The organism is Pedococcus bigeumensis, from assembly GCF_006438965.1.
Lineage (GTDB): Bacteria > Actinomycetota > Actinomycetes > Actinomycetales > Dermatophilaceae > Pedococcus > Pedococcus bigeumensis_A.
On sequence record NZ_RCZM01000009.1, the window covers coordinates 66699 to 89532 of the forward strand.

At 69.3% G+C, this 22834-nt stretch carries 21 protein-coding genes; 17 read left to right on the forward strand and 4 right to left on the reverse strand.

Annotated elements, in window-relative coordinates:
- Nucleotides 1–159 precede the first annotated feature (159 nt).
- The 6 genes from ftsZ to EAH86_RS19875 all read left to right on the forward strand — a co-directional run bounded on the left by ftsZ (nt 160) and on the right by EAH86_RS19875 (nt 5179).
- Nucleotides 160–1368, forward strand: coding sequence for a cell division protein FtsZ (gene ftsZ, locus EAH86_RS19850; protein WP_140744025.1), 1209 nt, complete (start codon nt 160–162; stop codon nt 1366–1368).
- Nucleotides 1369–1500: 132 nt separating this feature from the next.
- Nucleotides 1501–2226 carry a peptidoglycan editing factor PgeF gene (gene pgeF, locus EAH86_RS19855; RefSeq protein WP_140744027.1) on the forward strand — a complete coding sequence of 242 codons (726 nt, stop codon included), beginning with the start codon at nt 1501–1503 and terminating at the stop codon, nt 2224–2226.
- Nucleotides 2227–2228: 2 nt separating this feature from the next.
- Nucleotides 2229–2930 (forward strand): YggS family pyridoxal phosphate-dependent enzyme, encoded by a 702-nt coding sequence (locus tag EAH86_RS19860; RefSeq protein WP_140744077.1) that lies wholly within the window; start codon nt 2229–2231, stop codon nt 2928–2930.
- An 85-nt stretch (nt 2931–3015) separates the two neighbouring features.
- Nucleotides 3016–3495 (forward strand): cell division protein SepF, encoded by a 480-nt coding sequence (locus EAH86_RS19865; RefSeq protein WP_140744029.1) that lies wholly within the window; start codon nt 3016–3018, stop codon nt 3493–3495.
- A 42-nt stretch (nt 3496–3537) separates the two neighbouring features.
- Nucleotides 3538–3819 carry a YggT family protein gene (locus tag EAH86_RS19870; protein ID WP_140744031.1) on the forward strand — a complete coding sequence of 94 codons (282 nt, stop codon included), beginning with the start codon at nt 3538–3540 and terminating at the stop codon, nt 3817–3819.
- A gap of 88 nt (nt 3820–3907) precedes the next feature.
- Nucleotides 3908–5179: a DivIVA domain-containing protein gene (locus tag EAH86_RS19875; protein WP_140744033.1), complete on the forward strand. Its 1272-nt coding sequence runs from the start codon at nt 3908–3910 to the stop codon at nt 5177–5179.
- 89 nt (nt 5180–5268) lie between these two features.
- Here EAH86_RS19875 and EAH86_RS19880 read toward each other — a convergent pair whose 3' ends face one another.
- The gene (locus tag EAH86_RS19880) at nt 5269–6081 is read right to left on the reverse strand and encodes an LLM class flavin-dependent oxidoreductase (RefSeq protein ID WP_140744035.1); all 813 of its coding nucleotides are present in this window, start codon (nt 6079–6081) and stop codon (nt 5269–5271) included.
- Entirely contained in the window at nt 6078–6941 is an 864-nt protein-coding gene (locus EAH86_RS19885; RefSeq protein WP_140744037.1) for an alpha/beta fold hydrolase, read from the reverse strand. Before EAH86_RS19885 ends, EAH86_RS19880 begins: the two co-directional genes overlap by 4 nt.
- 83 nt (nt 6942–7024) lie before the next feature.
- Here EAH86_RS19885 and EAH86_RS19890 point away from each other — a divergent pair, with 83 nt between their 5' ends.
- The 11 genes from EAH86_RS19890 (at nt 7025) to EAH86_RS19935 (ending at nt 20405) form a co-directional block, all read left to right on the forward strand.
- On the forward strand, nt 7025–7915 hold the full coding sequence (locus EAH86_RS19890; protein ID WP_206665907.1) for a LysR family transcriptional regulator: 891 nt from the start codon (nt 7025–7027) through the stop codon (nt 7913–7915).
- A 197-nt stretch (nt 7916–8112) separates the two neighbouring features.
- Nucleotides 8113–8976 carry a TraR/DksA family transcriptional regulator gene (locus EAH86_RS19895; protein WP_140744041.1) on the forward strand — a complete coding sequence of 288 codons (864 nt, stop codon included), beginning with the start codon at nt 8113–8115 and terminating at the stop codon, nt 8974–8976.
- Entirely contained in the window at nt 8949–9530 is a 582-nt protein-coding gene (lspA, locus tag EAH86_RS19900) for a signal peptidase II (RefSeq protein WP_140744043.1), read from the forward strand. The genes EAH86_RS19895 and lspA overlap by 28 nt, the downstream gene beginning before the upstream one ends.
- Complete coding sequence (locus EAH86_RS19905; RefSeq protein WP_140744045.1) at nt 9523–10446, forward strand: RluA family pseudouridine synthase; 924 nt, start codon at nt 9523–9525, stop codon at nt 10444–10446. Before lspA ends, EAH86_RS19905 begins: the two co-directional genes overlap by 8 nt.
- A 145-nt stretch (nt 10447–10591) precedes the next feature.
- On the forward strand, nt 10592–14212 hold the full coding sequence (dnaE, locus tag EAH86_RS19910; protein ID WP_140744047.1) for a DNA polymerase III subunit alpha: 3621 nt from the start codon (nt 10592–10594) through the stop codon (nt 14210–14212).
- 18 nt (nt 14213–14230) lie between these two features.
- The gene (locus EAH86_RS19915) at nt 14231–16363 is read left to right on the forward strand and encodes a S9 family peptidase (protein WP_206665908.1); all 2133 of its coding nucleotides are present in this window, start codon (nt 14231–14233) and stop codon (nt 16361–16363) included.
- A 56-nt stretch (nt 16364–16419) separates the two neighbouring features.
- Nucleotides 16420–18633 carry an ATP-binding SpoIIE family protein phosphatase gene (locus EAH86_RS19920; RefSeq protein WP_140744051.1) on the forward strand — a complete coding sequence of 738 codons (2214 nt, stop codon included), beginning with the start codon at nt 16420–16422 and terminating at the stop codon, nt 18631–18633.
- 211 nt (nt 18634–18844) lie between these two features.
- Nucleotides 18845–19042, forward strand: coding sequence for a hypothetical protein (locus tag EAH86_RS19925; RefSeq protein ID WP_140744053.1), 198 nt, complete (start codon nt 18845–18847; stop codon nt 19040–19042).
- Between the two features lie 120 nt (nt 19043–19162).
- A complete protein-coding gene (locus tag EAH86_RS20890) occupies nt 19163–19396 on the forward strand; it encodes a hypothetical protein (RefSeq protein WP_241668475.1) in 234 nt (77 codons plus the stop codon).
- Nucleotides 19397–19416: 20 nt separating this feature from the next.
- Entirely contained in the window at nt 19417–19986 is a 570-nt protein-coding gene (locus tag EAH86_RS19930; RefSeq protein WP_241668476.1) for a hypothetical protein, read from the forward strand.
- A gap of 86 nt (nt 19987–20072) precedes the next feature.
- The gene (locus EAH86_RS19935) at nt 20073–20405 is read left to right on the forward strand and encodes a hypothetical protein (protein WP_140744055.1); all 333 of its coding nucleotides are present in this window, start codon (nt 20073–20075) and stop codon (nt 20403–20405) included.
- Nucleotides 20406–20442: 37 nt separating this feature from the next.
- Here EAH86_RS19935 and EAH86_RS19940 read toward each other — a convergent pair whose 3' ends face one another.
- On the reverse strand, nt 20443–20826 hold the full coding sequence (locus EAH86_RS19940) for a YunG family protein (protein ID WP_140744057.1): 384 nt from the start codon (nt 20824–20826) through the stop codon (nt 20443–20445).
- Between the two features lie 69 nt (nt 20827–20895).
- Nucleotides 20896–22668: a TolB family protein gene (locus EAH86_RS19945; RefSeq protein ID WP_140744059.1), complete on the reverse strand. Its 1773-nt coding sequence runs from the start codon at nt 22666–22668 to the stop codon at nt 20896–20898.
- Nucleotides 22669–22834 lie beyond the last annotated feature (166 nt).

The window sequence follows — 22834 nt, forward strand, 5'->3', positions numbered from 1 at the left end:
TAGCGTCGGCGTCACCGAAAACCTTGCACCAGAACGTCAAAAGCATAACCGTCAACGTGACGTCGAGGTTGGTTGAGGGTCGACAACGCACCACCACGGACTCGTCTGCACCGAGCGACGACCACCACCGAGCACCGCATTCAGGAGAGGCCCACCGCCGTGGCAGCACCACAGAACTACCTGGCCGTCATCAAGGTCGTCGGCATCGGCGGCGGTGGCGTCAACGCCATCAACCGCATGATCGAGGTCGGCCTCAAGGGTGTCGAGTTCATCGCCATCAACACTGATGCGCAGGCGCTGCTGATGAGCGACGCGGACGTCAAGCTCGACGTCGGTCGCGAGCTCACCCGGGGGCTAGGCGCGGGCGCCGACCCCGAGGTCGGCAAGAAGGCTGCCGAGGACCACGCGGAGGAGATCGAGGAGGTGCTCAAGGGTGCCGACATGGTCTTCGTCACCGCGGGCGAAGGGGGCGGCACGGGCACCGGTGGGGCCCCCGTGGTCGCCAAGATCGCCAGGGGGCTCGGTGCCCTGACGATCGGTGTGGTCACCCGCCCGTTCACCTTCGAGGGACGTCGGCGCGCCAACCAGGCCGAGACCGGCATCGCCCAGCTCCGCGAAGAGGTCGACACCCTCATCGTCATCCCGAACGACCGGCTGCTGTCGATCAGCGACCGCACCGTCAGCATGCTCGACGCCTTCCGCTCGGCGGACCAGGTGCTGCTCTCCGGTGTCCAGGGGATCACCGACCTGATCACGACGCCGGGCCTGATCAACCTCGACTTCGCCGACGTGAAGTCGGTCATGCAGGGAGCCGGCTCGGCCCTCATGGGCATCGGCTCCTCCCGCGGCGACGACCGCGCGGTCCAGGCCGCCGAGCTCGCGATCTCCAGCCCGCTGCTCGAGGCCAGCATCGACGGTGCGCACGGTGTGCTGCTGTCGATCCAGGGCGGCAGCGACCTCGGGCTCTTCGAGATCAACGAGGCCGCTCGCCTCGTCCAGGAGGCCGCCCACCCCGAGGCCAACATCATCTTCGGCGCGGTCATCGACGACGCCCTCGGTGACGAGGTGCGGGTGACGGTCATCGCGGCCGGGTTCGACGGCGGCGCCCCGCTCAAGCGAGAGAACGACCGCGCCATCGGCCAGATCCAGGGCTCGTCCCGCCCGTCCCAGCCCGCTGCCCCTGCAGTCGAGGCGCCGCGGCCCGAGCCGGTGGTGCCGCCCGCGCCGGCCCGCGACGAGGTGCCTGTCCGCACGCCGGACGCGGCACCGGTCGAGCCGGCCGCCCAGCGCGAGCCTGCTGGTCGTCCGCCGCGCACCGTCACCTTCGACGAGGGTGACGACCTGGACGTGCCCGACTTCTTGAAGTAGGCAGAGCCTCACGTAAGCCACAGCCGCGCAGGAGCCCCGGACCGATCTCGGTCCGGGGCTCCTGGCGTCTGCGGCCCATCGCTCTGCGGGTGGCGTGCGACTGCTCGGTATGCCGTGTCGTAGGTTGGGGCGGTGTTCTACTGGCGCGCGCACACAGGTCCCGTGCAATGGGGCTTCACCGACCGCGAGGGCGGCGTCAGCGCAGGAGCCTTCGACTCCCTCAACCTTGGCGGGCACGTGGGCGACGACTCCGCAGCCGTCGAGGAGAACCGGGCCAGAGTCGCGGAATCCGTTGGGGTGCAACGTGATCAGCTGCTGTTCATGCAACAGTGCCATGGCAACAAGGTCGTGCTCGTCGATGGTCCCTGGGATCCAGCCGGCCCACCGCCGGCCGACGGCATGGTGACGGCCACCCCGGGACTGGCCCTGGCCGTGCTGGTGGCCGACTGCACGCCCGTGCTCCTGGCCGACCCCGCTGCTGGCGTTGTCGGGGCCCTGCACGCCGGACGGCCGGGGATGATGTCCCGCATCGTCGAGACCGCCGTGCGGCAGATGCATGACCTCGGTGCCCGTGACATCAGCGCCGTGGTCGGGCCCTCGGTCTGCGGTCGGTGCTACGAGGTTCCGCCGGAGATGCGGGCCGCTGCTGCAGAGGTGAACCCCGAGTCCTCCGCGAGGTCGTGGATCGGCACTCCAGCCATCGATGTGGCGTCGGGTGTCGTCGCGCAGCTGGTGGCCAACGACGTTGCGGTGCAGTGGGTTCCGGGCTGTGCCCGAGAGGACGAGCGGCTGTTCTCGTACCGCCGTGACGGGCGCACCGGGCGCTTTGCCGGCGTCGTCGTGGCCGGCGTCGCGTGAGAATCGACGAGTCCCGCCGTGCCGAGCTCGCGGGCAACCTGACCCGTGTCCGGGAGCGGATCGAGGCGGCCTGCGTCGAGGCGGGACGTGACCCGGCAGAGGTGTCGCTCATCGCCGTCACCAAGTTCTTCCCCGCCAGCGACATCGAGCTGCTCGTCGAGCTCGGCGTCCGGGCGATCGGGGAGAACCGCGACCAGGAGGCTGCGGCCAAGGTGGCCGAGCTGGCCCGGCGCCAGGACGTCGAGGTCCACTTCATCGGACAGCTCCAGACCAACAAGGCCGGCTCCGTGGTGTCGTACGCCGACGTGGTTCAGTCGGTCGACCGTCCCAAGCTCGTTGCGGCGCTGGACCGCGCCGCCGGCGCCAGGGGTGTGCGCCCCGGCGTCCTCGTGCAGGTGTCCCTCGACGAGCCTCCCGACAGGGGAGGGGTCGAACCGCAGGGCGCGGCTGCCCTCGCCGACCAGGTCGCAGGGTGCGAGCACCTCGAGCTCCGTGGGGTGATGGCGGTGGCGCCTCTGGGAGCCGACCCCGCGCCGGCCTTCGCCCGCCTGCGCGAGGTGGCACACGGCATACAACACGTGCACCCGGACGCGTCGTGGATCTCGGCCGGCATGAGCGGTGACCTCGAGGCCGCGGTGGCGCAGGGTGCGACACACCTGCGTGTCGGGAGCGCAATCCTCGGTTCTCGCCAGTCACACCGGTAACTTCAGTTGCGAAGACGGCGGTAGGGCTGAGCAGGCAATACCGGTTGAACAGACAGCAGGAACTGAAACCTTAGGGAGCTCGCACATGGCTGGGGCGCTGCGCAAGACGATGGTGTACCTCGGGCTCGCCGAGGATGACGAGCGGTATGACGGGTACGACGAGTACGACTACGACGAGCCCGCCCGCCAGGATGCCCCGGCAGAGCGTTCCGCAGCCGTCACCCCGTTGCCGCAGCGCACGCCAGTGGCACGGGTCGTCCGCGACGTCGAGGTGGGCGCGTTGAACCGGATCACGACGATCCACCCGCGCACCTACAACGAGGCCAAGAACATCGGCGAGAGCTTCCGTGACGGGACGCCGGTCATCATGAACCTCTCGGACATGGACGACTCCGACGCCAAGCGCCTCGTCGACTTCGCCGCGGGTCTCGTCTTCGGCCTGCACGGGCAGATCGAGCGGGTCACCTCCAAGGTCTTCCTGCTGTCTCCGGCACACGTCGAAGTCTCCGCCGAAGAGGGTCCTGCGGTTCCGACCACGACCCGCGGCCTGTTCAACCAGAGCTGACCCGCACAGCCCGGGCCCAGCCGCACATGGCAGGGTGAGCGCATGATTCCGGGCCCCGTCGGCGCCGTCCTGCGCTTTGCCGTCTTCCTCTTCTTCATCATCCTGCTCGGGCGGCTGGTCCTCGACTGGGTGCAGGCCTTTGCCCGCGACTGGCGCCCGCGGGGCGCCATCCTGGTCGTCGCGGAGTTCGTCTACACGATCACCGACCCGCCTCTGAAGGCGTTGCGCAGGGTGATTCCGCCGTTGTCGCTGGGGAACATCCGGCTCGATCTGGCCTTCCTCGTCCTGATGTTGCTGACCACTCTTCTGATGAGCTTCATCTAGCCGGCCCGGCATCCTCTAGGCTGGCGCGTGACCCATTCTCTGGGATGCTTTATCTGCACTGCTCATGCCAGCCAACCGAGGTGACTACATGACGCTCACGCCTGAGGACGTCCTCAACAAGAACTTCACGCCGACCCAGTTCCGGCGTGGTTACGACGAGCGCGAGGTGGACGACTTCCTCGACGAGGTCGTCGCCGAGATGCGGCGCATCGTCAAGGAGGGCGATGACCTCCGCGACCAGCTGAACGAATGCCGCCAGACCAAGGGCATGCCGGTCGTCGCCAAGGCCGACCCCAACGCTGCCGCCGCGAAGGCCGCAGACGCCAAGGCGGCCCAGGAGGCGGAGGCCAAGGCCACCCGCGAGGCCGAGGAGCGGCTCGCCGCGATCACGGCCAAGGCGGACGAGGCCGAGAAGGCCGCCCAGGAGCGGGTTGCCGCGGCGGTGGCCAAGGCCGAGGAGGCCGAGAAGACCGCGCAGGCGCGGGCCGACGAGGCTGAGCAGGCAGCCCAGGGTCGCATCTCGGACACCGAGAAGGGTGCCCAGGAGCGCGCCAAGGCTGTCGAGGCACGCGCCAAGGAGGCCGAGGAGCGCGCGGCAGAGGCGCAGCAGCGTCTCGAGGCCGCCCAGCAGCAGGCCGAGGAGCTCCAGCGGGCCAACGCGGAGCAGGCCAAGGCACTCGAGGAAGCCCGGGCCCAGGCGGCTCAGGCACAGGAGGCGGCTCAGGCGCAGCAGGCCCAGCCCGTTGTCGCGGCAGCCGAACAGGGCACCCCCGTTGCCTCGCTCGGCGCGGCCGCTGTCGGTGGTGGCGCGAGCGCTGCCGCCCTCCTGGAGATGGCTCAGCGACTGCACGACGAGCACGTCGGTCAGGGTGAGTCCACCCGCGACCGCCTCATCTCCGAGGCGCAGTCACGGCACGACGAGCTGGTCGGTGACGGCCAGAGCAAGCACGACGAGCTGGTCACGGTGGGCCAGAACAAGCACGACGAGCTGCTCTCCGTGGGTCAGTCCCGTCACGACGAGCTGCTCGCGACCGCACAGTCGCGGCACGACGAGCTCGTGGGCGAGGCGACCACCAAGCACGAGCAGATGATCACCGAAGCCCGCGAACGCTCCACCGGGATGGTCCACGAGGCGCAGCAGAAGAAGGCGCAGATCCTCGAGGAGCTCAGCCGCGAGCGGAACCTGCTCGAGAAGAAGATCGACGAGCTGCGCACCTTCGAGCGCGACTACCGCGCGCGGCTCAAGAACTACATCGAGGAGCAGCTCGCAGACCTCGAAGAGATCGGTGTGGAGCCCGCGGAGGCCGACGACGAAGGCAATGGCGAGGGCCACGGCGAGGGCCACCCCGACAACCAGTAGCCGTCCCGCGTCACGCCACTGGCAGCAGTGCAGACGGAGAGCGCTCACCCCATCGGGGTGGGCGCTCTCCGGCTTTCCGGGCAGCCCCGTCAGGCTCGGACCGGGCCCTCGCGCAGGACACCCCGGACCATGTCGACGGTCAGGTTGGCGGGGTCGAAGTCGGAGAGCAGCCAGGTGGCACCCGCGGCGATGTATGGCGCGCGGTCGAGACCGCGGTCGAGTGACACGACGACGTCGTAGGGCCGGTCGGCGGCCTGGCGCAGTGCGCTGACGCCGGCCACCGCCTCGGCCAGCTGGTCGGCGGAGGTGAGGTTCACCGGGAAGAAGCCGTCGTGCGCAGCAGCCCTGGCCATCGGCCGCTTGGTGCCCGGGAAACCCGCGACCCACACCGGGACCGACCCGTGGGCGGGGGTCGGGTGGAAGGCGATGCCGTCGACGTGGAGGTGCCGCCCGTCGTGGTGCACCGGCTCGCCGGTCCACGCGGCGCGCAGGACGGCGAGCGACTCGTCGAGCACCTCCGCGCGGGTGCGGTCGTCGACGGGCTCGCCGGTGCGCGAGTACTCGCCGCCGAAGCGGTCGCTCCCGAGCCCGACGCCGAGGACGAGCCGCCCCCCGCAGAGTCGGTCGAGGGTGGCGGTCTCGCGGGCGACCTTCACGGCGCGGCGGCGGGCGAGCGGGGTGACCATCGGCCCGAGGACCAGTCGGGACGTGACAGCTGCAGCCGCCGAGAGGACGACCCACGGGTCGGCCACGGCCCGGATCGGGGCACGCCAGGCGACGTGGTCCCACACGAAGAACCCGTCCCAGCCGGCTTCCTCAGCCTCCACGGCGAGTCGCACGAGGGTCGTCGGGTCGGCGAGCTCGTCGAACAGGGGGAGCCAGAGCCCAGCACGGACGCTCATGCTCCGAGCCCCTTGGGCGTCGGCGGCTGGGTGTGGCGGAGCAGGGCGGCGACGAACTCGTCCCACCGGGCGACTGGCAGCTCGTGGCCGGTGTCGTCGAGGACGACCAACGTCGAGCCGGGGAGCGACGCGTGGAGGGCGTGCCCGTGCTCGACCGGAAACACAGGGTCGAGCGCCCCGTGCACGACCAGTGCCGGGCACGAGATCTCGCTGAAGCCACCGTTGCGAGGACCGTCGAACTCCATGGCGAAGTGGTTCGTCATCGACGCGGCGAGGTCCCTCGTCCGTGCCACGTCGACGTGGGCCACGCCCCGGACGTGCTCCTCGTCCGCGAGGGGTGAAGCGCCGTGGTAGGCCAGGACGGCTGCCGTGACGTGTTCGACGACGGCGTCGACGTCGTCGAGGTCCGGTGCCTCATGAGAGGTGGCATCGACGAAAGCCCGGGTGGGGGAGGGAAGTCCGTCCTCGTCCGTCGTCGTGCTCATGAAGGTGACCGAGGCGACCCGGTCGGCGTGGTCGACGGCGAGGAAGAGCGCGGTGCCCCCCGACATGGACCGCCCGACCACGTGCGCGCGTTCGACCCCAAGCGCGTCGAGGATGCCGACGGCATCGGCTGCGAGGTCGCTCATCGCGTACCCGGGGCGGCCGACGGGGAAGGACGTGGACCGCCCGGTGTCGCGCTGGTCGTAGCGGATCACGAACCGGCCACCGGCCGCGATCCGCTCGCAGAGCTCGTCCTCCCACCAGACCATCGAGGCGCAGGCGCCGTGGATGAGGAGGACAGCGGGGTCGCCGGGGTCGCCCACCGTCTGGACGCACAGCTCGACGGCGCCGACGGGGATCATCTGCTCGGGGTTCATGTCCTCGACGGTAGGCGGCCTCGATACATCTGGAAAAGCGATTGTTCTTGCTCATGGTGATCGCAACTGGCGATGATGGGTTCATGTGGGAACCGAGGCACCTCGCGGCGCTCGACGCCGTGGCCCGCACGGGCACGTTCGGCCGCGCCGCCGTCGAGCTCGGCTACACCCAGTCCAGCCTGAGCCAGCAGATCGCCGCACTCGAGCGTGCGGTCGGGGGACGCCTCTTCGACCGGCTGCCGGGTGCCCGCCCGCCACAGCTGACGCCGCTGGGTCGCCTCGTCCTCGAGGAGGGCCGCTCCCTCCTCGCTCGACAGGGCAGCGCCACCGACGCCGTCGACCGCTACCTGGCCGGTGGCGGCCGAGTCGACGTCGGCACCTTCCAGACGGTGACGAACGCGCTCCTCCCGGACGTCGTGCGTCGGGTGCGCGAGGAGCATCCCGACGCGCGGATCCTGTTGTCGGAGGACGAAACTGACTCTCCGACGCTCGACGGGCTCGACCTGTTGTTCTTCGACGGCGACGGGCCGGCGGGAGCGCAGCGGGCGGAAGTCTTTCGCGACGAGCACGTCCTGCTCACTCCCGTGGGGTTGTTGGCCGACGGGCCGGTGCACCTGGCCGAGCTCCACGGCCGCCCGATGGTGGCGCTGCCGTCGTTGTGCGACCAGGCGATGGTCGAACACGCCCTTGCCGCGGCGGCGGTGGTGCCCGACATCGTCTTCCGCACCGCCGACAACCAGGGCGTCACCGCGATGGTGCGCGCCGGCCTCGGTGTCGCCGTGATGCCGCTGCTGGCGGTAGCCGGCCAGCGCGACGACCCGGGGCTCTCGTTCCACGCGCTCCTCCCTGCGCTGCCCGAACGGCGGGTCGACGTGTGGTGGCGGGGGTCGTTGTCGCCGCTGGCAGCCCGGTTCCGCGACATCTCGCTGGAGGGGGGAGTCGAGCTGACCCGTCGCGGCCGGTCCGGCGGCTGACGTGGGGTGATGCTCACGGAGGTGGCGTGGCCGCTGCATCGCGGTGGGTGCTAGCGGGCGTTCGGGGAGCCCCGCGTTCCAACGGGTTTGGCCCGGACCGCGTTTTGCCGTTGAGTACGCAGCGCGCAGCGCTTATCCTCACCGCACCTGTGAGCGCTCGTCTAGGAGCGCCATGCGACCGAGGGGCCTGGCACACCATGGTTCAAAAGGCGAAAGCTGCAACGAAGTCCGCATCTGCGAGCAGGGCTTCCGGCGCCACCAAGACTGCCCCCGCGAAGAAGGCCACACCGGCCAAGAAGGCTGCGCCCGCGAAGAAGGCTGCACCCGTCAAGAAGGCTGCGCCGGCCAAGAAGGCTGCGCCCGTCAAGAAGGCTGCGCCGGCCAAGAAGGTCGCGCCCGCGAAGAAGGCTGCGCCGGCCAAGAAGGTCGCGCCGGCGAAGAAGGCTGCGCCGGCCAAGAAGGTCGCGCCGGCGAAGAAGGTCGCGCCGGTCAAGAAGGCTGTGCCCGCGAAGAAGGCTGCGCCGGTCAAGAAGGCTGCGCCGGCGAAGAAGGCTGCGCCGGCGAAGAAGGCCGCCCCCGTCAAGAAGGCCGCGCCCGCGAAGAAGGCTGCGCCGGCGACGAAGGCGGCCCCCGCCAAGAAGACCAGCGCCGCGACCAAGGCCGCACCCCGGTCGTTGCGGGTCCGCGACGACGAGTCGCCCTGGACCGCCAAGGAGCTGCGCGAGATCCGCACCGAGATCGAGGCCGACGTCGCCCACCTGCGCCAGGAGATCACCGTTGCCGAGGCGGACCTGGTCGGCCTGATGCGCGATGCCGGCGACGGCGCCGGCGACGACCAGGCCGATGCGGGAGCCAAGACGTTCGAGCGCGAGCAGGAGATCTCGCTGGCCAACAACGCCCGCGAGATGCTCGAGCAGAACCTGCACGCCATCGAGCGCCTCGACAACGGGACCTACGGGATCTGTGAGTCGTGCGGCAACCCGATCGGCAAACTTAGGCTTCAGGCCGCTCCTCGTGCGACCCTATGCGTGACATGCAAGACGAAGCAGGAGCGCCGCTGATCGCGGCCGACGAGTCCCCCTCCACCACCAGACCCACACCGAACCGCCGCGGCCTCTTCGGCCTCATGGCCGTCACGGCTGTCGTGGCCTACCTTCTCGACCAGGTAACCAAGGCCCTGGCCCTGGCACACCTCGAACCGGGCTCGCCCGTCGACATCGTCGGGGAGTTCATCCGGCTGAACCTGATCCGCAACGCCGGTGCTGCGTTCTCCATCGGCAACGGCGCCACCTGGGTGCTCACCCTGATCGCGTTCGGCGTGCTCGTGGTCATCATCCGCACGGCCCGCCGGATCGGCAGCCGCGGCTGGGCGGTCACCCTCGGGCTGCTGCTCGGCGGTTCGCTGGGCAACCTCACGGACCGGATGACGCGCGAGCCGGGTCCCGGTCGGGGCCACGTCGTGGACTTCATCGACTACTTCGGCCTGTTCATCGGGAATGTCGCCGACATTGCCATCGTCGGCTCGGCGGTGGCGATCGGGCTGCTGGCCCTGCGCGGCATCGGCGTCGACGGCAGACGCCCCCACCACGGACGACATGAGGCCGCAGATGACTGACGCCAGGACCCTTTTCGTGCCCGATGGCCTTGAGGGGGAACGCGTCGACGCTGCTCTGGCCCGGCTATTCGGGGTGTCGCGCACCAAGGCGGCCGACCTCGCTTCGGCGGGAGACGTTCACGTGAACCACAAGCAGGCCGGGAAGTCCGACCGCGTCAGCGCCGGCGACCTGCTCGAGGTGACGCTGCCCTCCAGCGAGGTGAGCCCGACGCTGAAGGTGATCGCCGAGCCGGTTCCCGGGATGGGCATCATCCACGACGACGACGACCTCGTCGTGGTCGACAAGCCGGTGGGCGTGGCCGCCCACCCGAGCGTGGGCTGGACCGGACCCACCGTCGTGGGTGGGCTGGCCGCCGCGGGCTACCGCATCGCGACCAGCGGGGCGAGCGAGCGACAGGGGATCGTCTCCCGGCTCGACGTCGGCACCAGCGGCCTCATGGTGGTCGCCAAGTCGGAGTACGCCTACAGCGTCCTCAAGCAGGCGTTCCGCAGCCGCAGCGTCGACAAGAAGTACCACGCCCTGGTCCAGGGCCTGCCCGACCCTGTCGTCGGCACCATCGACGCGCCGATCGGCCGGCATCCCAACCACGACTACAAGTTCGCGGTGATGGAGAAGGGCAAGCCCAGCGTCACGCACTACGAGGTCATCGAGGCGTTCCGGGCGGTGTCCCTGCTCGACATCCACCTCGAGACCGGGCGCACCCACCAGATCCGGGTGCACTTCTCGGCGCTGCACCACCCGTGCGCAGGTGACCTCACCTACGGCGCGGACCCCAAGCTCGCTGCCCGCCTCGGCCTGGAGCGTCAGTGGCTGCACGCGGTGGGGCTCGGTTTCGACCACCCCGGCACCGGCAAGTACGTCACCTACGAGAGCCCCTACCCGCCGGACCTGGCCCAGGCACTCGAGCGCCTCTAGCCGCCCGCCGACGGCGGTGAGGTATGCCGCGCGGCCGGCTTCGCGGCATACCTGAGCGTGGTGGGGGACGGCGTCGGGAACCCGACGCGACACGGGGTCCCGACACGCCGAAGGGCAGTCGGTGGGGAGGCTTAGGATCGACTCGATGTCCTCCCAGCCCGGCTCCAGCGCCTCCTCCCTGCGTCCTTCGAACAGCGGCGGCTCAGACTCGTTCGTCCACCTCCACGTGCACACCGAGTACTCCATGCTCGATGGTGCGGCGCGGATCGGTGACCTGTTCACCAAGGCAGCCGAGATGGGGATGCCGGCGCTGGCCACGACCGACCACGGCTACGTCTTCGGCGCCTACGAGTTCTGGAAGAAGGCGCAGGGGACCGGCGTCAAGCCGATCATCGGCGTGGAGGCCTACGTCACGCCGGGCACGCACCGCACCGACAAGACCCGGGTCAAGTGGGGCGAGGACCACCAGTCGGGCGACGACGTGTCCGGTTCGGGTGCCTACACCCACATGACGCTGCTGGCCCGCAACAACAACGGGCTGCACAACCTGTTCCGGCTCGACTCCCAGGCCAGCCTCGACCAGGTCTATGCCAAGTGGCCGCGCATCGACCGTGAGCTGCTCGGCCAGTACGGCCAGGGCCTGATCGGCACGACCGGGTGCCCGTCCGGTGAGGTGCAGACCCGGCTGCGGCTGGGGCAGTACCGCGAGGCGCTGCAGGCAGCCTCCGACTTCCGGGACATCTTCGGCGCGGAGTACTACTTCGCCGAGCTGATGGACCACGGGCTCGACATCGAGCGCCGCGTGCAGAAGGACCTGATCCGGCTGGCGCGCGAGCTCGGCCTGCCGCTCCTCGCCACCAACGACCTGCACTACACGACGCAGGAGGACGCCAAGGCGCACTCGGCGCTGCTGTGCGTGCAGTCCGGGTCGACCCTGATGGACCCCAACCGGTTCAAGTTCGACGCCGACGACTTCTACCTCAAGAGCCCGGCCGAGATGCGGCACACCTGGCGTGAGCTGCCCGAGGCGTGCGACAACACCCTGCTCATCGCCGAGATGTGCGACATCTCGTTCACCGAGGACGAGGGCCGCTACATGCCCCGGTTCCCTTGCCCCCCAGGGGAGAACGAGGAGTCGTGGTTCATCAAGGAGGTCCAGCGAGGGCTAGTCGAGCGGTTCCCCGGCGGGATCCCGGACTACGCCACCAAGCAGGCGGCTTTCGAGACCGACGTCATCGTCTCCAAGGGCTATGCCGGCTACTTCCTCGTCGTCTCCGACTTCATCAACTGGGCCAAGGAGAACCGCATCCGGGTCGGTCCGGGTCGTGGCTCAGGTGCCGGCTCGATGTGCGCCTACGCCATGAAGATCACCGACCTCGACCCGATCCCGCACGGCCTGATCTTCGAGCGGTTCCTCAACCCCGAGCGACCCTCGCTGCCCGACTTCGACGTCGACTTCGACGAGCGCCGGCGCGGTGAGGTCATCAAGTACGTCACCGACAAGTACGGCGCCGACCGGGTCGCCCAGATCGTCACCTACGGCACCATCAAGGCCAAGCAGGCCGTCAAGGATGCCGCCCGGGTGATGGGGCACCCGTTCGTCGTGGGGGAGCAGCTCACCAAGGCGATGCCGCCCGATGTCATGGGCAAGGGCGTGCCACTGGCCGAGATCTACAACAAGGAGCACAAGCGCTACAACGAGGGCGGCGACTTCCGGACCCTCGTCGAGACCGAGCCGCACTTCAAGGAGATCGTCGACACCGCGCTGGGCCTCGAGGGCCTCAAGCGCCAGTGGGGCGTCCACGCGGCCGGCGTCATCATGTCGAGCGAGCCGCTCATCGACGTCATCCCGATCATGCGGCGGCTGCAGGACGGCCAGGTCATCACCCAGTTCGACTACCCGAGCTGTGAGGCGCTCGGGCTGGTCAAGATGGACTTCCTGGGCCTGCGCAACCTCACGATCCTCGACGACGCCATCGACAACATCAAGGCCAACCGCGACGAGGACATCGACCTCGACGCGCTGTCCAAGGACATGACCGACCAGCCGACGTTCGACCTGCTGTCGCGCGGCGACACCCTCGGGGTCTTCCAGCTCGACGGTGGCGGCATGCGCACCCTGCTCAAGCTGATGCAGCCCGACAGCTTCGAGGACATCTCCGCGGCCCTCGCGCTCTACCGACCCGGACCGATGGGGGTCAACGCCCACACCAACTTCGCGCTGCGCAAGAACGGCAAGCAGGAGCTCACGCCCCTCGACCCGCAGCTCGCGGGCAAGCTCCAGCAGGAGATGATCGACGCCCTCCTCCCGCTGCTCGGCACCACCTACGGCCTGGTGATCTACCAGGAGCAGGTCATGGAGATCGCCCAGAAGCTCGCGGGCTACACCCTCGGCAACGCCGACCTGCTGCGCCGCGCGATGGGCAAGAAGAAGAAGGAGGTCCTCGACGCCGAGTACGTCCCCTTCTCCCAGGGCATGAAGGCCAAGGGCTTCAACGAGGCCTCGATCGCTGCCCTGTGGGGCGTCCTGGTCCCGTTCTCGGACTACGCCTTCAACAAGGCGCACACCGCCGCCTACGGGCTGGTGTCCTACTGGACCGCCTACCTCAAGGCCAACTACCCGGCCGAGTACATGGCCGCGCTGCTCACCAGCGTCGGTGACGACAAGGACAAGTCCGCCCTCTACCTCGGCGAGTGCCGCCGGATGGGCATCAAGGTGCTGCCCCCCGACGTCAACGACTCGGTGGCCCGGTTCGCCGCGGTCGGCACCGACATCCGGTTCGGCATGCAGGCGATCCGCAACGTCGGCCACAACGTCGTTGAGGGGATCGTCGCCGCGCGTGAGGAGAAGGGCGCCTTCACCTCGTTCAAGGACTTCCTGTCCAAGAGCCCAGCGGTCGTGTGCAACAAGCGCACCATCGAGTCGCTGATCAAGGCCGGTGCGTTCGACGGGCTGCAGGAGTCGCGCCAAGGGCTCTACCGCGTGCACGAGGACTTCGTCGACAACTTCGTCGACATCAAGCGCCAGGAGGCGATCGGCCAGGACTCGCTGTTCGGTTCCTTCGGCGATGACGCGGCGGGGGAGTCGGTCGACTTCTCGGTGCTGCCGACCATCCCCAGCGTGGAGTGGGACAAGAAGACGCTGCTGCAGTTCGAGCGCGAGATGCTCGGCCTCTACGTCTCCGACCACCCGTTGTTCGGCATCGAGCACGTGCTCAGCTCGCACGCCGACACCTCGATCGCCAGCCTGATGGGCGAGGACGGCAAGCCCGAGGGCGCCAACGTCACCATCGCCGGGCTGATCACCGGCCTGCAGGTCAAGCGCACCAAGAAGGGCGACCTCTGGGCGATCGTCACGGTCGAGGACCTCGAGGGCGCCATCGAGTGCCTGTTCTTCCCGAGTGCCTACCTCACCGTGCAGCACGCCCTCACCCACGACGCGGTCGTGGTGGTGAAGGGCCGGGTCAACCGGCGCGACGACACTCCCACCATCTTCGCCTCCGACCTGACGCTGCCCGACATCTCCGAGGGACCGCGCGGGCCGGTCGTCGTCACCATCGACACCAACCGGGCCACCCAGACCAAGGTCGAGGAGCTCAAGTCGGTGCTGTCGTCGCACCCCGGCTCCACCGAGGTGCACGTGCGGCTGAGCCAGCCCGGGCGCTCGGTGCTGATGAAGCTCGAGGACTCCTACCGGGTCAACGCCTCCGAGGCCCTCTTCGGCGACCTCAAGGTCATCCTCGGCCCACGCTGCCTCGCCGGCTGAGCCACCACGTAGGGTGCGATCGTGACCACCCCTGTGCCCCCTCGCGCCGAGCAGCGCGAGACCACCCGCGAACACCACGGCGACGTCGTCGTCGACCCCTACGAGTGGCTCCGCGACAAGGAGGACCCGGCGGTGCTCGCGCACCTCGGTGCCGAGAACGACTACGCCGAGGCGGTCACGGCCGACCTCCAGCCGCTGCGTGAGGCGATCTTCGAGGAGATCCGCTCGCGGACCCAGGAGACGGACCTGTCGGTGCCGGTGGCGAGCGGCCCGTGGTGGTACTACTCCCGCAGCTTCGAGGGGTCGCAGTACTCCGTCGAGTGCCGTGCGCCGCGTGTCGAGGGCGCACCCCGGCCGATGCCCGAGCCCGGCTCCGAGGTCGAGGGTGAGCAGGTCCTGCTGGACTCGAACGCGGAGGCCGAGGGACACGACTTCTTCGCCCTCGGCGCGCTGACCGTCAGCCCCGACCACCATCGCCTCGCGTATGCCGTGGACACCGAGGGCGACGAGCGGTTCGCCTTGCGGGTCAAGGACCTTCGCACCGACAAGATCATCGACACGGCCGTCGACGAGGTGGGCTACGGCTGCGTCTTCTCCCTCGACGGCCAGTACCTGTTCTACACGCGGGTCGACGAGACCTGGCGTCCCCACCAGGTCTGGCGACACGAGGTCGGCACGTCCGCGACCGACGACGTCATCGTCCACGAGGAGGACGACGAGCGGTTCTGGATGGGCGTCGGCTCTTCCCGTGACGACCGCTGGCTGATGATCGGCCTGGGGTCCAAGACGACTTCCGAGGTGCGGATCCTCGACGCCGCCGACCCCACCGGCGAGTTCCGGGTCGTCGCACCTCGACGCGAGGGCGTCGAGTACGACGTGGAGCCCGCCGGCGACCGCCTGCTGATCGTGCACAACGCGGATTCCATCGACTCCGACCTCGCCTGGGCGCCGATCGACGCAACCTCGGCCGACCAGTGGCAGCCGCTGCTCCGGGCCGAGGCGGGGGAGCGGTTCCAGGGCATCGACGCGTTCGACGAGGTCGCCGTCCTGTCGCTGCGCAAGGACGGGCTCACCGCGCTGCGGGTGCTCGCCCGCGACCCTGGCCAGCCGTCCGGGTTCGCCGGTCGCCACGACCTGGAGTTCGACGAGCCCGTGTATGCCGTCGGGCTCGGTGACAACCCCGAGAGCGCCACCACGACGCTGCAGGTGGTTTTCGAGTCGATGGTGACACCCAAGACCGTCTACGACTACGACGTCGTGAGTCGCGAGTTCCGGCTGCTCAAGCGCCAGCCCGTGCTGGGCGGCTACGACCCGACGCAGTACGAACAGCGTCGCGAGTGGGCCACCGCCGCCGACGGCACTCGAGTGCCGATGTCCCTGGTCTACCCCGCGGGCGCCGAGCCCGACGGCACCCACCCGGGCCTGCTCACGGCCTACGGGTCCTACGAGATCTCCTCCGACCCCTACTTCTCGGTGGCTCGGCTGTCGCTGCTCGAACGTGGGTTCGTCTACGCCATCGCGCACGTGCGCGGGGGCGGCGAGCTCGGTCGTGCGTGGTACGACCAGGGCAAGCTGGCCAGCAAGAAGAACACCTTCACCGACTTCGTCAGCTCTGCCGACCACCTCGTCGAAAGTGGTTGGGTGGCGACGGATCGCCTTGTGGCAGAGGGGGGTTCGGCTGGGGGGCTGCTCATCGGGGCAGCCATCAACCTCGCGCCCACGCGTTTCCGGGCGGTCCACGCCGCCGTGCCCTTCGTCGACGCTCTGACCACCATCCTCGACCCGTCACTGCCGCTGACCGTCGTGGAATGGGAGGAGTGGGGCAACCCGCTCGCCGACCCAGGGGTCTACGCCTACATGAAGTCCTACTCGCCGTACGAGAACGTGCACCAGGCGGCATACCCGGCGGTGCTTGCCACGACGTCCCTCAACGACACGCGGGTGTTCTTCACCGAGCCCGCGAAGTGGGTTGCCCGAGTACGCGAGAACACGACCAGCGGCCCTGCCGAGCGGCCCGTGCTGCTGCGCACCGAGATGGTGGCGGGGCACGGCGGCAAGAGTGGGCGCTACGACTCGTGGCGGCAGGTGGCCTGGGAGTGGGCTTTCCTCGTGGACCAGGTGGGCGCCGCGTCGAAGGACTCGCGCAATTGAGTGTGAAATGACCGTGTCGTACCGAGGGTCGTGGCCATACCCTTTGGGGTAGAGCGATGTCTTTTCGGACAGAGGCGGACTGCGTGGGTGAGGGCCGAACGCGTGAGGCGCGACGTCTGGCTGCCCACAGCGACTGGGCGGCGACGCCGCTCGGCCCGCGGTCGCAGTGGGCCCCGCAGCTGGAGGCCGCCTGGGAGATCGCGCTGGAGTGCCCGCTGCCGGTTGCGCTGCTCTGCGGTGCCGACTTCACCATGCTCTACAACGACGCGTTCCGGGACCTGTTGGGCAGCAAGCATCCGTCCGCCTTCGGCCAGTCCGCGCGCAAGGTGGTCGCAGAGATCTGGGACGACCCGAAGGTGGGGCCGCTGCTGGAACGTGCCTACTCCGAGGCCGAGGCGTTCCTGGACGAGGGCACCGAGCTGCGCCTCGCCCGTGGGCGTGCGACGGACGAGGATGCCGGCACCGGCTTGCGGGAGAAACCCGAGGACGGCACCGATGTCGGCTACTACCTGAGGAGCGGGTCACCGGTCCTGGCGGAGGATGGCAGCGTCCTGGCGGTGCTGCACGTCATTGTCGAGACGACGAGCGCAATCGGCCGGGCCCGTGCCGTCGCCAAGCTGGCCGCTCTGCTCGCCGTGGCGGTCACCGTCGACGACGTCTGCAAGGTGGTGCTGCGCCAGGCGATGGTGGCCTTCGACGGTCTGTCGGTCTCGATCTGCCTGCCGTCGCCCGGTCCGGCCTCGTGGCGGATGGCCCGACGACACCGCATCGAACAGCTCTCGCCGGACGAGGAGCGGCTGCCCCTCATCTGGTCCGAGCTCGGCGAGGAGATGACCTCGCTCATCGCCCTGGCGATCTCCCGTGGTGAGCCCTACCTGTCCGAGAACGGCGAGATCGTGGCTGTCCCGTTCCGTGCGGGTGGTGGGGGGCAGTCGGCTCTGGTCATCCAGCGCGAGGCAGCGCCGATTCCGCATGACGTGGTGGCGGTGCTAGCGCCTTTCCGAGACCTCGTGGGCGACGCCCTCGGCCGCGCCGTCGTGTACGACGCAGAACGCATCACCGCCGAGCTGCTGCAGCGCACCCTGCTCCCGCCCAACTTGCCCCAGTCCGACGCGATCAGCATCGCTGCTCGCTACGAGCCGGTGTCGGAGGGGACCGTGGCCGGTGGGGACTTCTACGACTCGTTCTTCCTCCCCGATGGTCGTCTGGCGATGGTCATCGGTGACGTCGTCGGCCGCGGGGTGATGGCAGCCACCGTGATGGGCCAGGTCCGTGCCGCCGTGCGGGGCGCGGCCCTGACCAACAGCGAACCGGCGTCGGTCATGAACGCCCTGGATCGGGTCGTCTGGGATCTCGACGCCCTGTGGCCCGTGTCGATGCCACTCGGCACCCCTCGCGCGCGGCCGGGCATGGCCTTCGGGGGCGAGCTGTTCGTCACGATGCTCTACGGCACTGTCGACCCCGAGACCGGGGAGGTCGTCCTGGCCAGCGCGGGCCACCCTCTGCCTGCCCTGCTGTTCGGGCTCGCCTCGCGAGCCGAGGGCGCGCCCAGGGGCGAGCTGCTGACGATGCCGGTCGGCCCGCCGCTGGGGATCGAGGGTGTCCGGCCGGCGCACCACCTCACCCTCGGGGTCGGTGACATGCTGGTCGGCTTCACCGACGGGTTGCTCGAGCGCCGGGGTGAGGCCTTCGACGAGGGCGAGGCGCGGCTGCTCGACGTCGTGGCCGACATGCCGCCGGGCAGTCCGCGCAGCGTCGCGCAGTACATCATGGACTCGATGCTGCAGACCTCCGGCCAGGAGGACGACTGCGCCGTGCTGGCCGTCGGCCGCTCACCGGAGGGCCACCGCAGGGCGGCGATCGTGGTGCCCCCGATGCCCGAGTCGGTACGGGCGGCCAGGGACTGGGCCCGCGAGCAGCTGGTCGACTGGAGGGTGGGGGACGGCGACCAGCACACCATCGTCACCGGGATCTCCGAGCTGATCACCAACGCCGTGCTCCACGCCGGCACCGAGTCACACCTCACCATGGACCTCGACACAGGGATCCTGGCGGTGACCGTCGCCGACAGCGGCAACCGCGGCGAGCCCCTGCTCACCGGCGCCGACACCATGGCGGTCCGGGGCAGAGGCCTGTCGCTGGTGCGGGCCATCGCCGACTCGTTCGGGGCGCACCGGACGTCGGCCGGCACCACGGTGTGGTTCGAGGTGGCCGTCGAGCTCGTCGCCGTGCCGGTGTCAGGGCGGACCGGCTGGCCAGGCGTCGCCTAGGAGTACCTCCACCGGCGGAGCACCGCCGCTGAGTCGGACTCGTCCGGGTTTGGTGGGGAGTGCCCGATCGTCCGTTCGGCCAGTCGTCGCTGACCAACGAATGAGACGCCCTGGTGCGGCGCGCCGCCACCGCCCCGCATGCGGCATCGTTCATGCTGCGCGTCAGAAAGACCGCCCGGACGACCAACCGTCCGGCTACCGAAGGGGTCGGATGAGTATGTGGCAGCAGCTGCTCGAACGTTTCGTCCCCCTCATGGACGGCGACGTCTCCGCCCTCGATCGACGTGACGGGGTCGGCCGGTCGACCGGCCTGGTCCTCAGCGGATCCGCTCACCCGTCCGACGCGACGGCACCCGCGCAGCAGGGCCGCGCGGCATACGAGGGAAGCATCAGCCCGCTGACCTCTTGAGCGCTCGCCTCGGTGGTGCTCGCGTTGACGGCGCTTGCCTTGATTGCGCTCGCGTCCCCTCCCGTTGCAGGGTAGGGGGACTGTGGGCGACCAGGCGCCCACCTCCGGATGGAGTGCGCCATGGGTTTCCTCGATCGACTGCTCGGCCGTGAGCCGCTCCAGACCCAGGGTGGGTATGCCGGTTCCTCGCCGGCTGCACGACCGGCACCCGTGCCGGCTGCCCCGTCGCAGACCGGGGTACCGAGCGACGGAGGATCGGCTGACGAGCGGGCCATCGCGCGCTACCGCTACCTGTTGCGCACCGCTGCGCCGAGTCCCTCGAGCAGGTCCACGCCGAGGCGTTCGCACGGCTGACCCCCGAGCAGCGCGAGCAGGTGCTGGCCGAGCTGTCGTCCGGGCTTCCTGCGGGTGAGGCGGCGCCCACGTCCGACCCGCAGTCGATGGCGCGCGCCGCCAGCCGGGCCGAGCTGCGCCAGCCGGGCTACCTGGAGCAGACCTTCAGCCGCGGCCGGTTCGGCGGCAGTGGCACCGGCATGGGTGGCATGGGTATGGGCGGCATCGGGATGGGCGGCACCCTCATGGGTTCGATGATGGGCACCATCGCGGGCGTCGTCATCGGGTCGGCCATCGCCGACGCGATGTTCGACGGGTACGACTCCTCGCCGGAGGCGTCGGCGGCCGGCGACACGACCCCCGGGTCGGACGGCAGCAGCAACGGCTCGGATGGATCTGGTTCGGATGGCGCTGACGGTTCGGGTGGGTCCGATGGCTCTGGCGGATCCGATGGCTCGGACGCGGGGGGCGTCGACCCGTCTGCCGCTGCAGGCAGTGACAGCGGGTATGACGCCGGTGGGTTCGACAGCGGTAGTTTCGACTCCGGTGGGTTCGACTCCGGTGGTTTCGGCGGCGGGGACTTCGGCGGCGGCGACATGGGCGGCTTCTGAACGACCTTGCATGCTCTGACCGACAGGACCCGGGCCAGTCGACGCAGACCCGAACGTGTCGGCCCATCGTGTGTGACGATCCTTGGGTGGAGGACCTCGAGGAAGGATGGCAGCGCGCGGGTCGTGTCGTCTGGAAGGACTTCGAGGCGAACGGCCACCGCTACTCGATCGCTGGCGGTCCGCGCGGCGTCCTGCTCTGGACGCAGGGCAACGCCGGGGTCGATGTACCGAGCGTGGTGCTCTACGCGGTCTGGACAGCCCTTGCGGGACGGACGGCGCGAACCATCGTGGTCAAGGTCCGCCGACGGAGGTGGGGACCATTGAGATTCCACGTCCTTCGTCGCGAGTTCCCCGCCGGACATGGCTTGTTGGAGTCGGTGAAATCGGTGGAGGACGAGGTCCGCCGAGGCGCCATCTGACGACATCGGTCACCCGCTCGCAGTGAGCGGCGACCGGTCAGCGCGGATCCTCCAACCCGCTGAGGACGCGCTCGCGGAGCAGTTCGTACTGCTTTCGATGGCGCCGGGGTGCGTCGGGGGGCCGGGTCACGACGTTGCCGTTCACGACAACCTCCCCTGGCAGGAACTGGTCGCCTGTCAGGTCAACCTCGGAACCGTCGGTCAGTCGGTTCCAGTAGTGGTTGCCGACCTTGCATCCGTCGACGTGAACCTCCCCGAGAACCAGGTCACCACCGACCAGATCCTGAACCACCAGAGCCGTCATCCCGCACTGGTCGCGTGCCGGGTTGTCCGAACGCCAGAGGTCCCTCGAGTCCGGATAGCAGGTGTCCGGCCCCCACGCTGTCCGCAACACGGCCTGCAGTTCCTCGATGCTCACCATCCCCTGAGACTGCCACCGACGTCTGACACGCCCACGTGGGCGAGTTGTTCAGGCTACGGTCGGGACTGTTCAGGCCAAGCTGGCAAGGAAAGCGTCGCTGCGTTGGTTGGTGTCTTGCGTGACGAGGTTTTCCGCAACCGAGCCGAAGACCACGTGCATTCCATCGGCGCTCATGGCGGGTTGGCCAGAGTTCTGGTTCCCTGCCACTCCGTTGGCTCCCACACTCACCCTCACGGTCGCGCCACTCAGCATGTTCTTGACCAGTACGTCGCTATAGGCGGCGTAGTCAGGGTCGGGCACCAGATTCGTCGCGGCTGAGACGAAGGCGACCGATTGCCCGTCGGCGCTGACGGAAGCGTCTCCCGCCGCAACCTTGGCTGGCGCGCCCATGTCGTCAACACTGACAAGCTCGGTCGTGTGCGTCACCAGATCACGCCTGAAGACGTTCTGAATGCCCTTGGTGTCAGTAGCCACGAGGTTGGTGGCCAGTGAGCTGAACACGACGTACCGTCCGTCATCGCTGAGGGTGGGAAGCAACGACTCACTGTTTGCCGGGGCATTCGTAGAGGTGACGCTCGCGAGCACCGTCGTGCTGGCGACCGTGTCCCGGACGAAAACGTCCTGCCCACTTCCAGAGTCCGACGGGTCGAAATTCGAAGCCGTCGAACCGAACGTGACGAACCGACCGTCGTGACTCAACGCAATCCGCCCGAGACCGCTTGGCCCGTTTCCCTGAGCGCCGCTGGTGGACAAGCTCACGCGGGTGGTCACGCCCGTCGTGAGGGCATGGAGGAACACGTCCCTCTGCCCGTTGGTGTCTCCGGCCACGAGGTTTGACGCATCTGACACAAAGGCCAGGTAGCGCTCGTCGCTGCTGAACGCCAAGCCGCCGTTTCCGCTGGCCTCGTTGCCTTGGCTGCCCGTCGACGAAACGCTGACCCGACGAGTTGCACCCGTACCGAGATCCTTGACGAAGACGTCCGAGACCTTCGCGGTGTCTCCTGACACGAGGGAGCTGGAGTCGGAGCGGTAGGCGACATACCTCCCGGTGGGGCTGATGGCGGCGCCCTGTGCGCCCAGGGGGGCTTGGGATCCGTCGGGAGCGAGGTCAATGATGCTGGTCTCGCCCGTCTGCACGTCGCGCATGAAGACATCGCTCCAACCGTTCGTGTCCCCGGGGACCAGGTCAGAGGCGAGGGACGAGAAGACCGTGTAGCGCCCATCGGCGCTGACCGCGACGTCGAATCCGGACTGGGCGTTGGCAGATGAGCGCTCGGAATTGGCCGAGACGAGCTGAAGCGCTCCGGAACTCTGGGGTGTGTTGGGGTACCAGCCCATCACGTCCGCGACGAGGTGGGTCTGTCCGCTGGAGTTGTACAGCGCGACCTTGCCGCCGGCGCCGACCTTGACGATGACCAGGTTGGCCACCGCCTGGCCTGCCACGAAGTTCAGGTTCGACGCGGTCGGACGCACCTGACCGGAGGGGAAGACGGTGAGGTATCCGCTCCGCGTGGGCGCGACGGCAGTCACGTTCAACACCACAGCGCCGACCCCCGAGGCAGGCACCCCGCCTCGACCGACAACCTGCAGGTCGACCAGGCCTCCCGGGCCCACCGCAGCCTTCGGCGCACCCACACCAGCCCGGGTGTCCAACACCCGCGACGGCGCCAGTGCGGCGTACTCCGAACCGCTGGGGTACCAGCCCATCACGTCCGCGACGAGGTGGGTCTGTCCGCTGGAGTTGTACAGCGCGACCTTGCCGCCGGCGCCGACCTTGACGATGACCAGGTTGGCCACCGCCTGGCCTGCGACGAAGTTCAGGTTCGACGCGGTCGGACGCACCTGACCGGAGGGGAAGACGGTGAGGTATCCGCTCCGAGTGGGCGCGACGGCAGTCACGTTCAACACCACAGCGCCGACCCCCGAGGCAGGCACCCCGCCTCGACCGACAACCTGCAGGTCGACCAGGCCTCCCGAGCCCACCGCAGCCTTCGGCGCACCCACACCA

What these genes read in the sequence shown, in the direction of transcription:
- lspA (WP_140744043.1), top strand. Translation starts at nt 8,949, where the DNA reads ATGCAAGACGAAGCAGGAGCGCCGCTGATCGCGGCCGACGAGTCCCCC.
- EAH86_RS19925 (WP_140744053.1), top strand. Translation starts at nt 18,845, where the DNA reads ATGAGTATGTGGCAGCAGCTGCTCGAACGTTTCGTCCCCCTCATGGAC.
- EAH86_RS19905 (WP_140744045.1), top strand. Translation starts at nt 9,523, where the DNA reads ATGACTGACGCCAGGACCCTTTTCGTGCCCGATGGCCTTGAGGGGGAA.
- EAH86_RS19875 (WP_140744033.1), top strand. Translation starts at nt 3,908, where the DNA reads ATGACGCTCACGCCTGAGGACGTCCTCAACAAGAACTTCACGCCGACC.
- EAH86_RS19920 (WP_140744051.1), top strand. Translation starts at nt 16,420, where the DNA reads ATGTCTTTTCGGACAGAGGCGGACTGCGTGGGTGAGGGCCGAACGCGT.
- EAH86_RS20890 (WP_241668475.1), top strand. Translation starts at nt 19,163, where the DNA reads ATGGGTTTCCTCGATCGACTGCTCGGCCGTGAGCCGCTCCAGACCCAG.
- dnaE (WP_140744047.1), top strand. Translation starts at nt 10,592, where the DNA reads ATGTCCTCCCAGCCCGGCTCCAGCGCCTCCTCCCTGCGTCCTTCGAAC.
- EAH86_RS19870 (WP_140744031.1), top strand. Translation starts at nt 3,538, where the DNA reads ATGATTCCGGGCCCCGTCGGCGCCGTCCTGCGCTTTGCCGTCTTCCTC.
- EAH86_RS19885 (WP_140744037.1), bottom strand. Translation starts at nt 6,941, where the DNA reads ATGAACCCCGAGCAGATGATCCCCGTCGGCGCCGTCGAGCTGTGCGTC.
- EAH86_RS19880 (WP_140744035.1), bottom strand. Translation starts at nt 6,081, where the DNA reads ATGAGCGTCCGTGCTGGGCTCTGGCTCCCCCTGTTCGACGAGCTCGCC.
- EAH86_RS19895 (WP_140744041.1), top strand. Translation starts at nt 8,113, where the DNA reads ATGGTTCAAAAGGCGAAAGCTGCAACGAAGTCCGCATCTGCGAGCAGG.
- EAH86_RS19865 (WP_140744029.1), top strand. Translation starts at nt 3,016, where the DNA reads ATGGCTGGGGCGCTGCGCAAGACGATGGTGTACCTCGGGCTCGCCGAG.
- EAH86_RS19940 (WP_140744057.1), bottom strand. Translation starts at nt 20,826, where the DNA reads ATGGTGAGCATCGAGGAACTGCAGGCCGTGTTGCGGACAGCGTGGGGG.
- EAH86_RS19890 (WP_206665907.1), top strand. Translation starts at nt 7,025, where the DNA reads ATGTGGGAACCGAGGCACCTCGCGGCGCTCGACGCCGTGGCCCGCACG.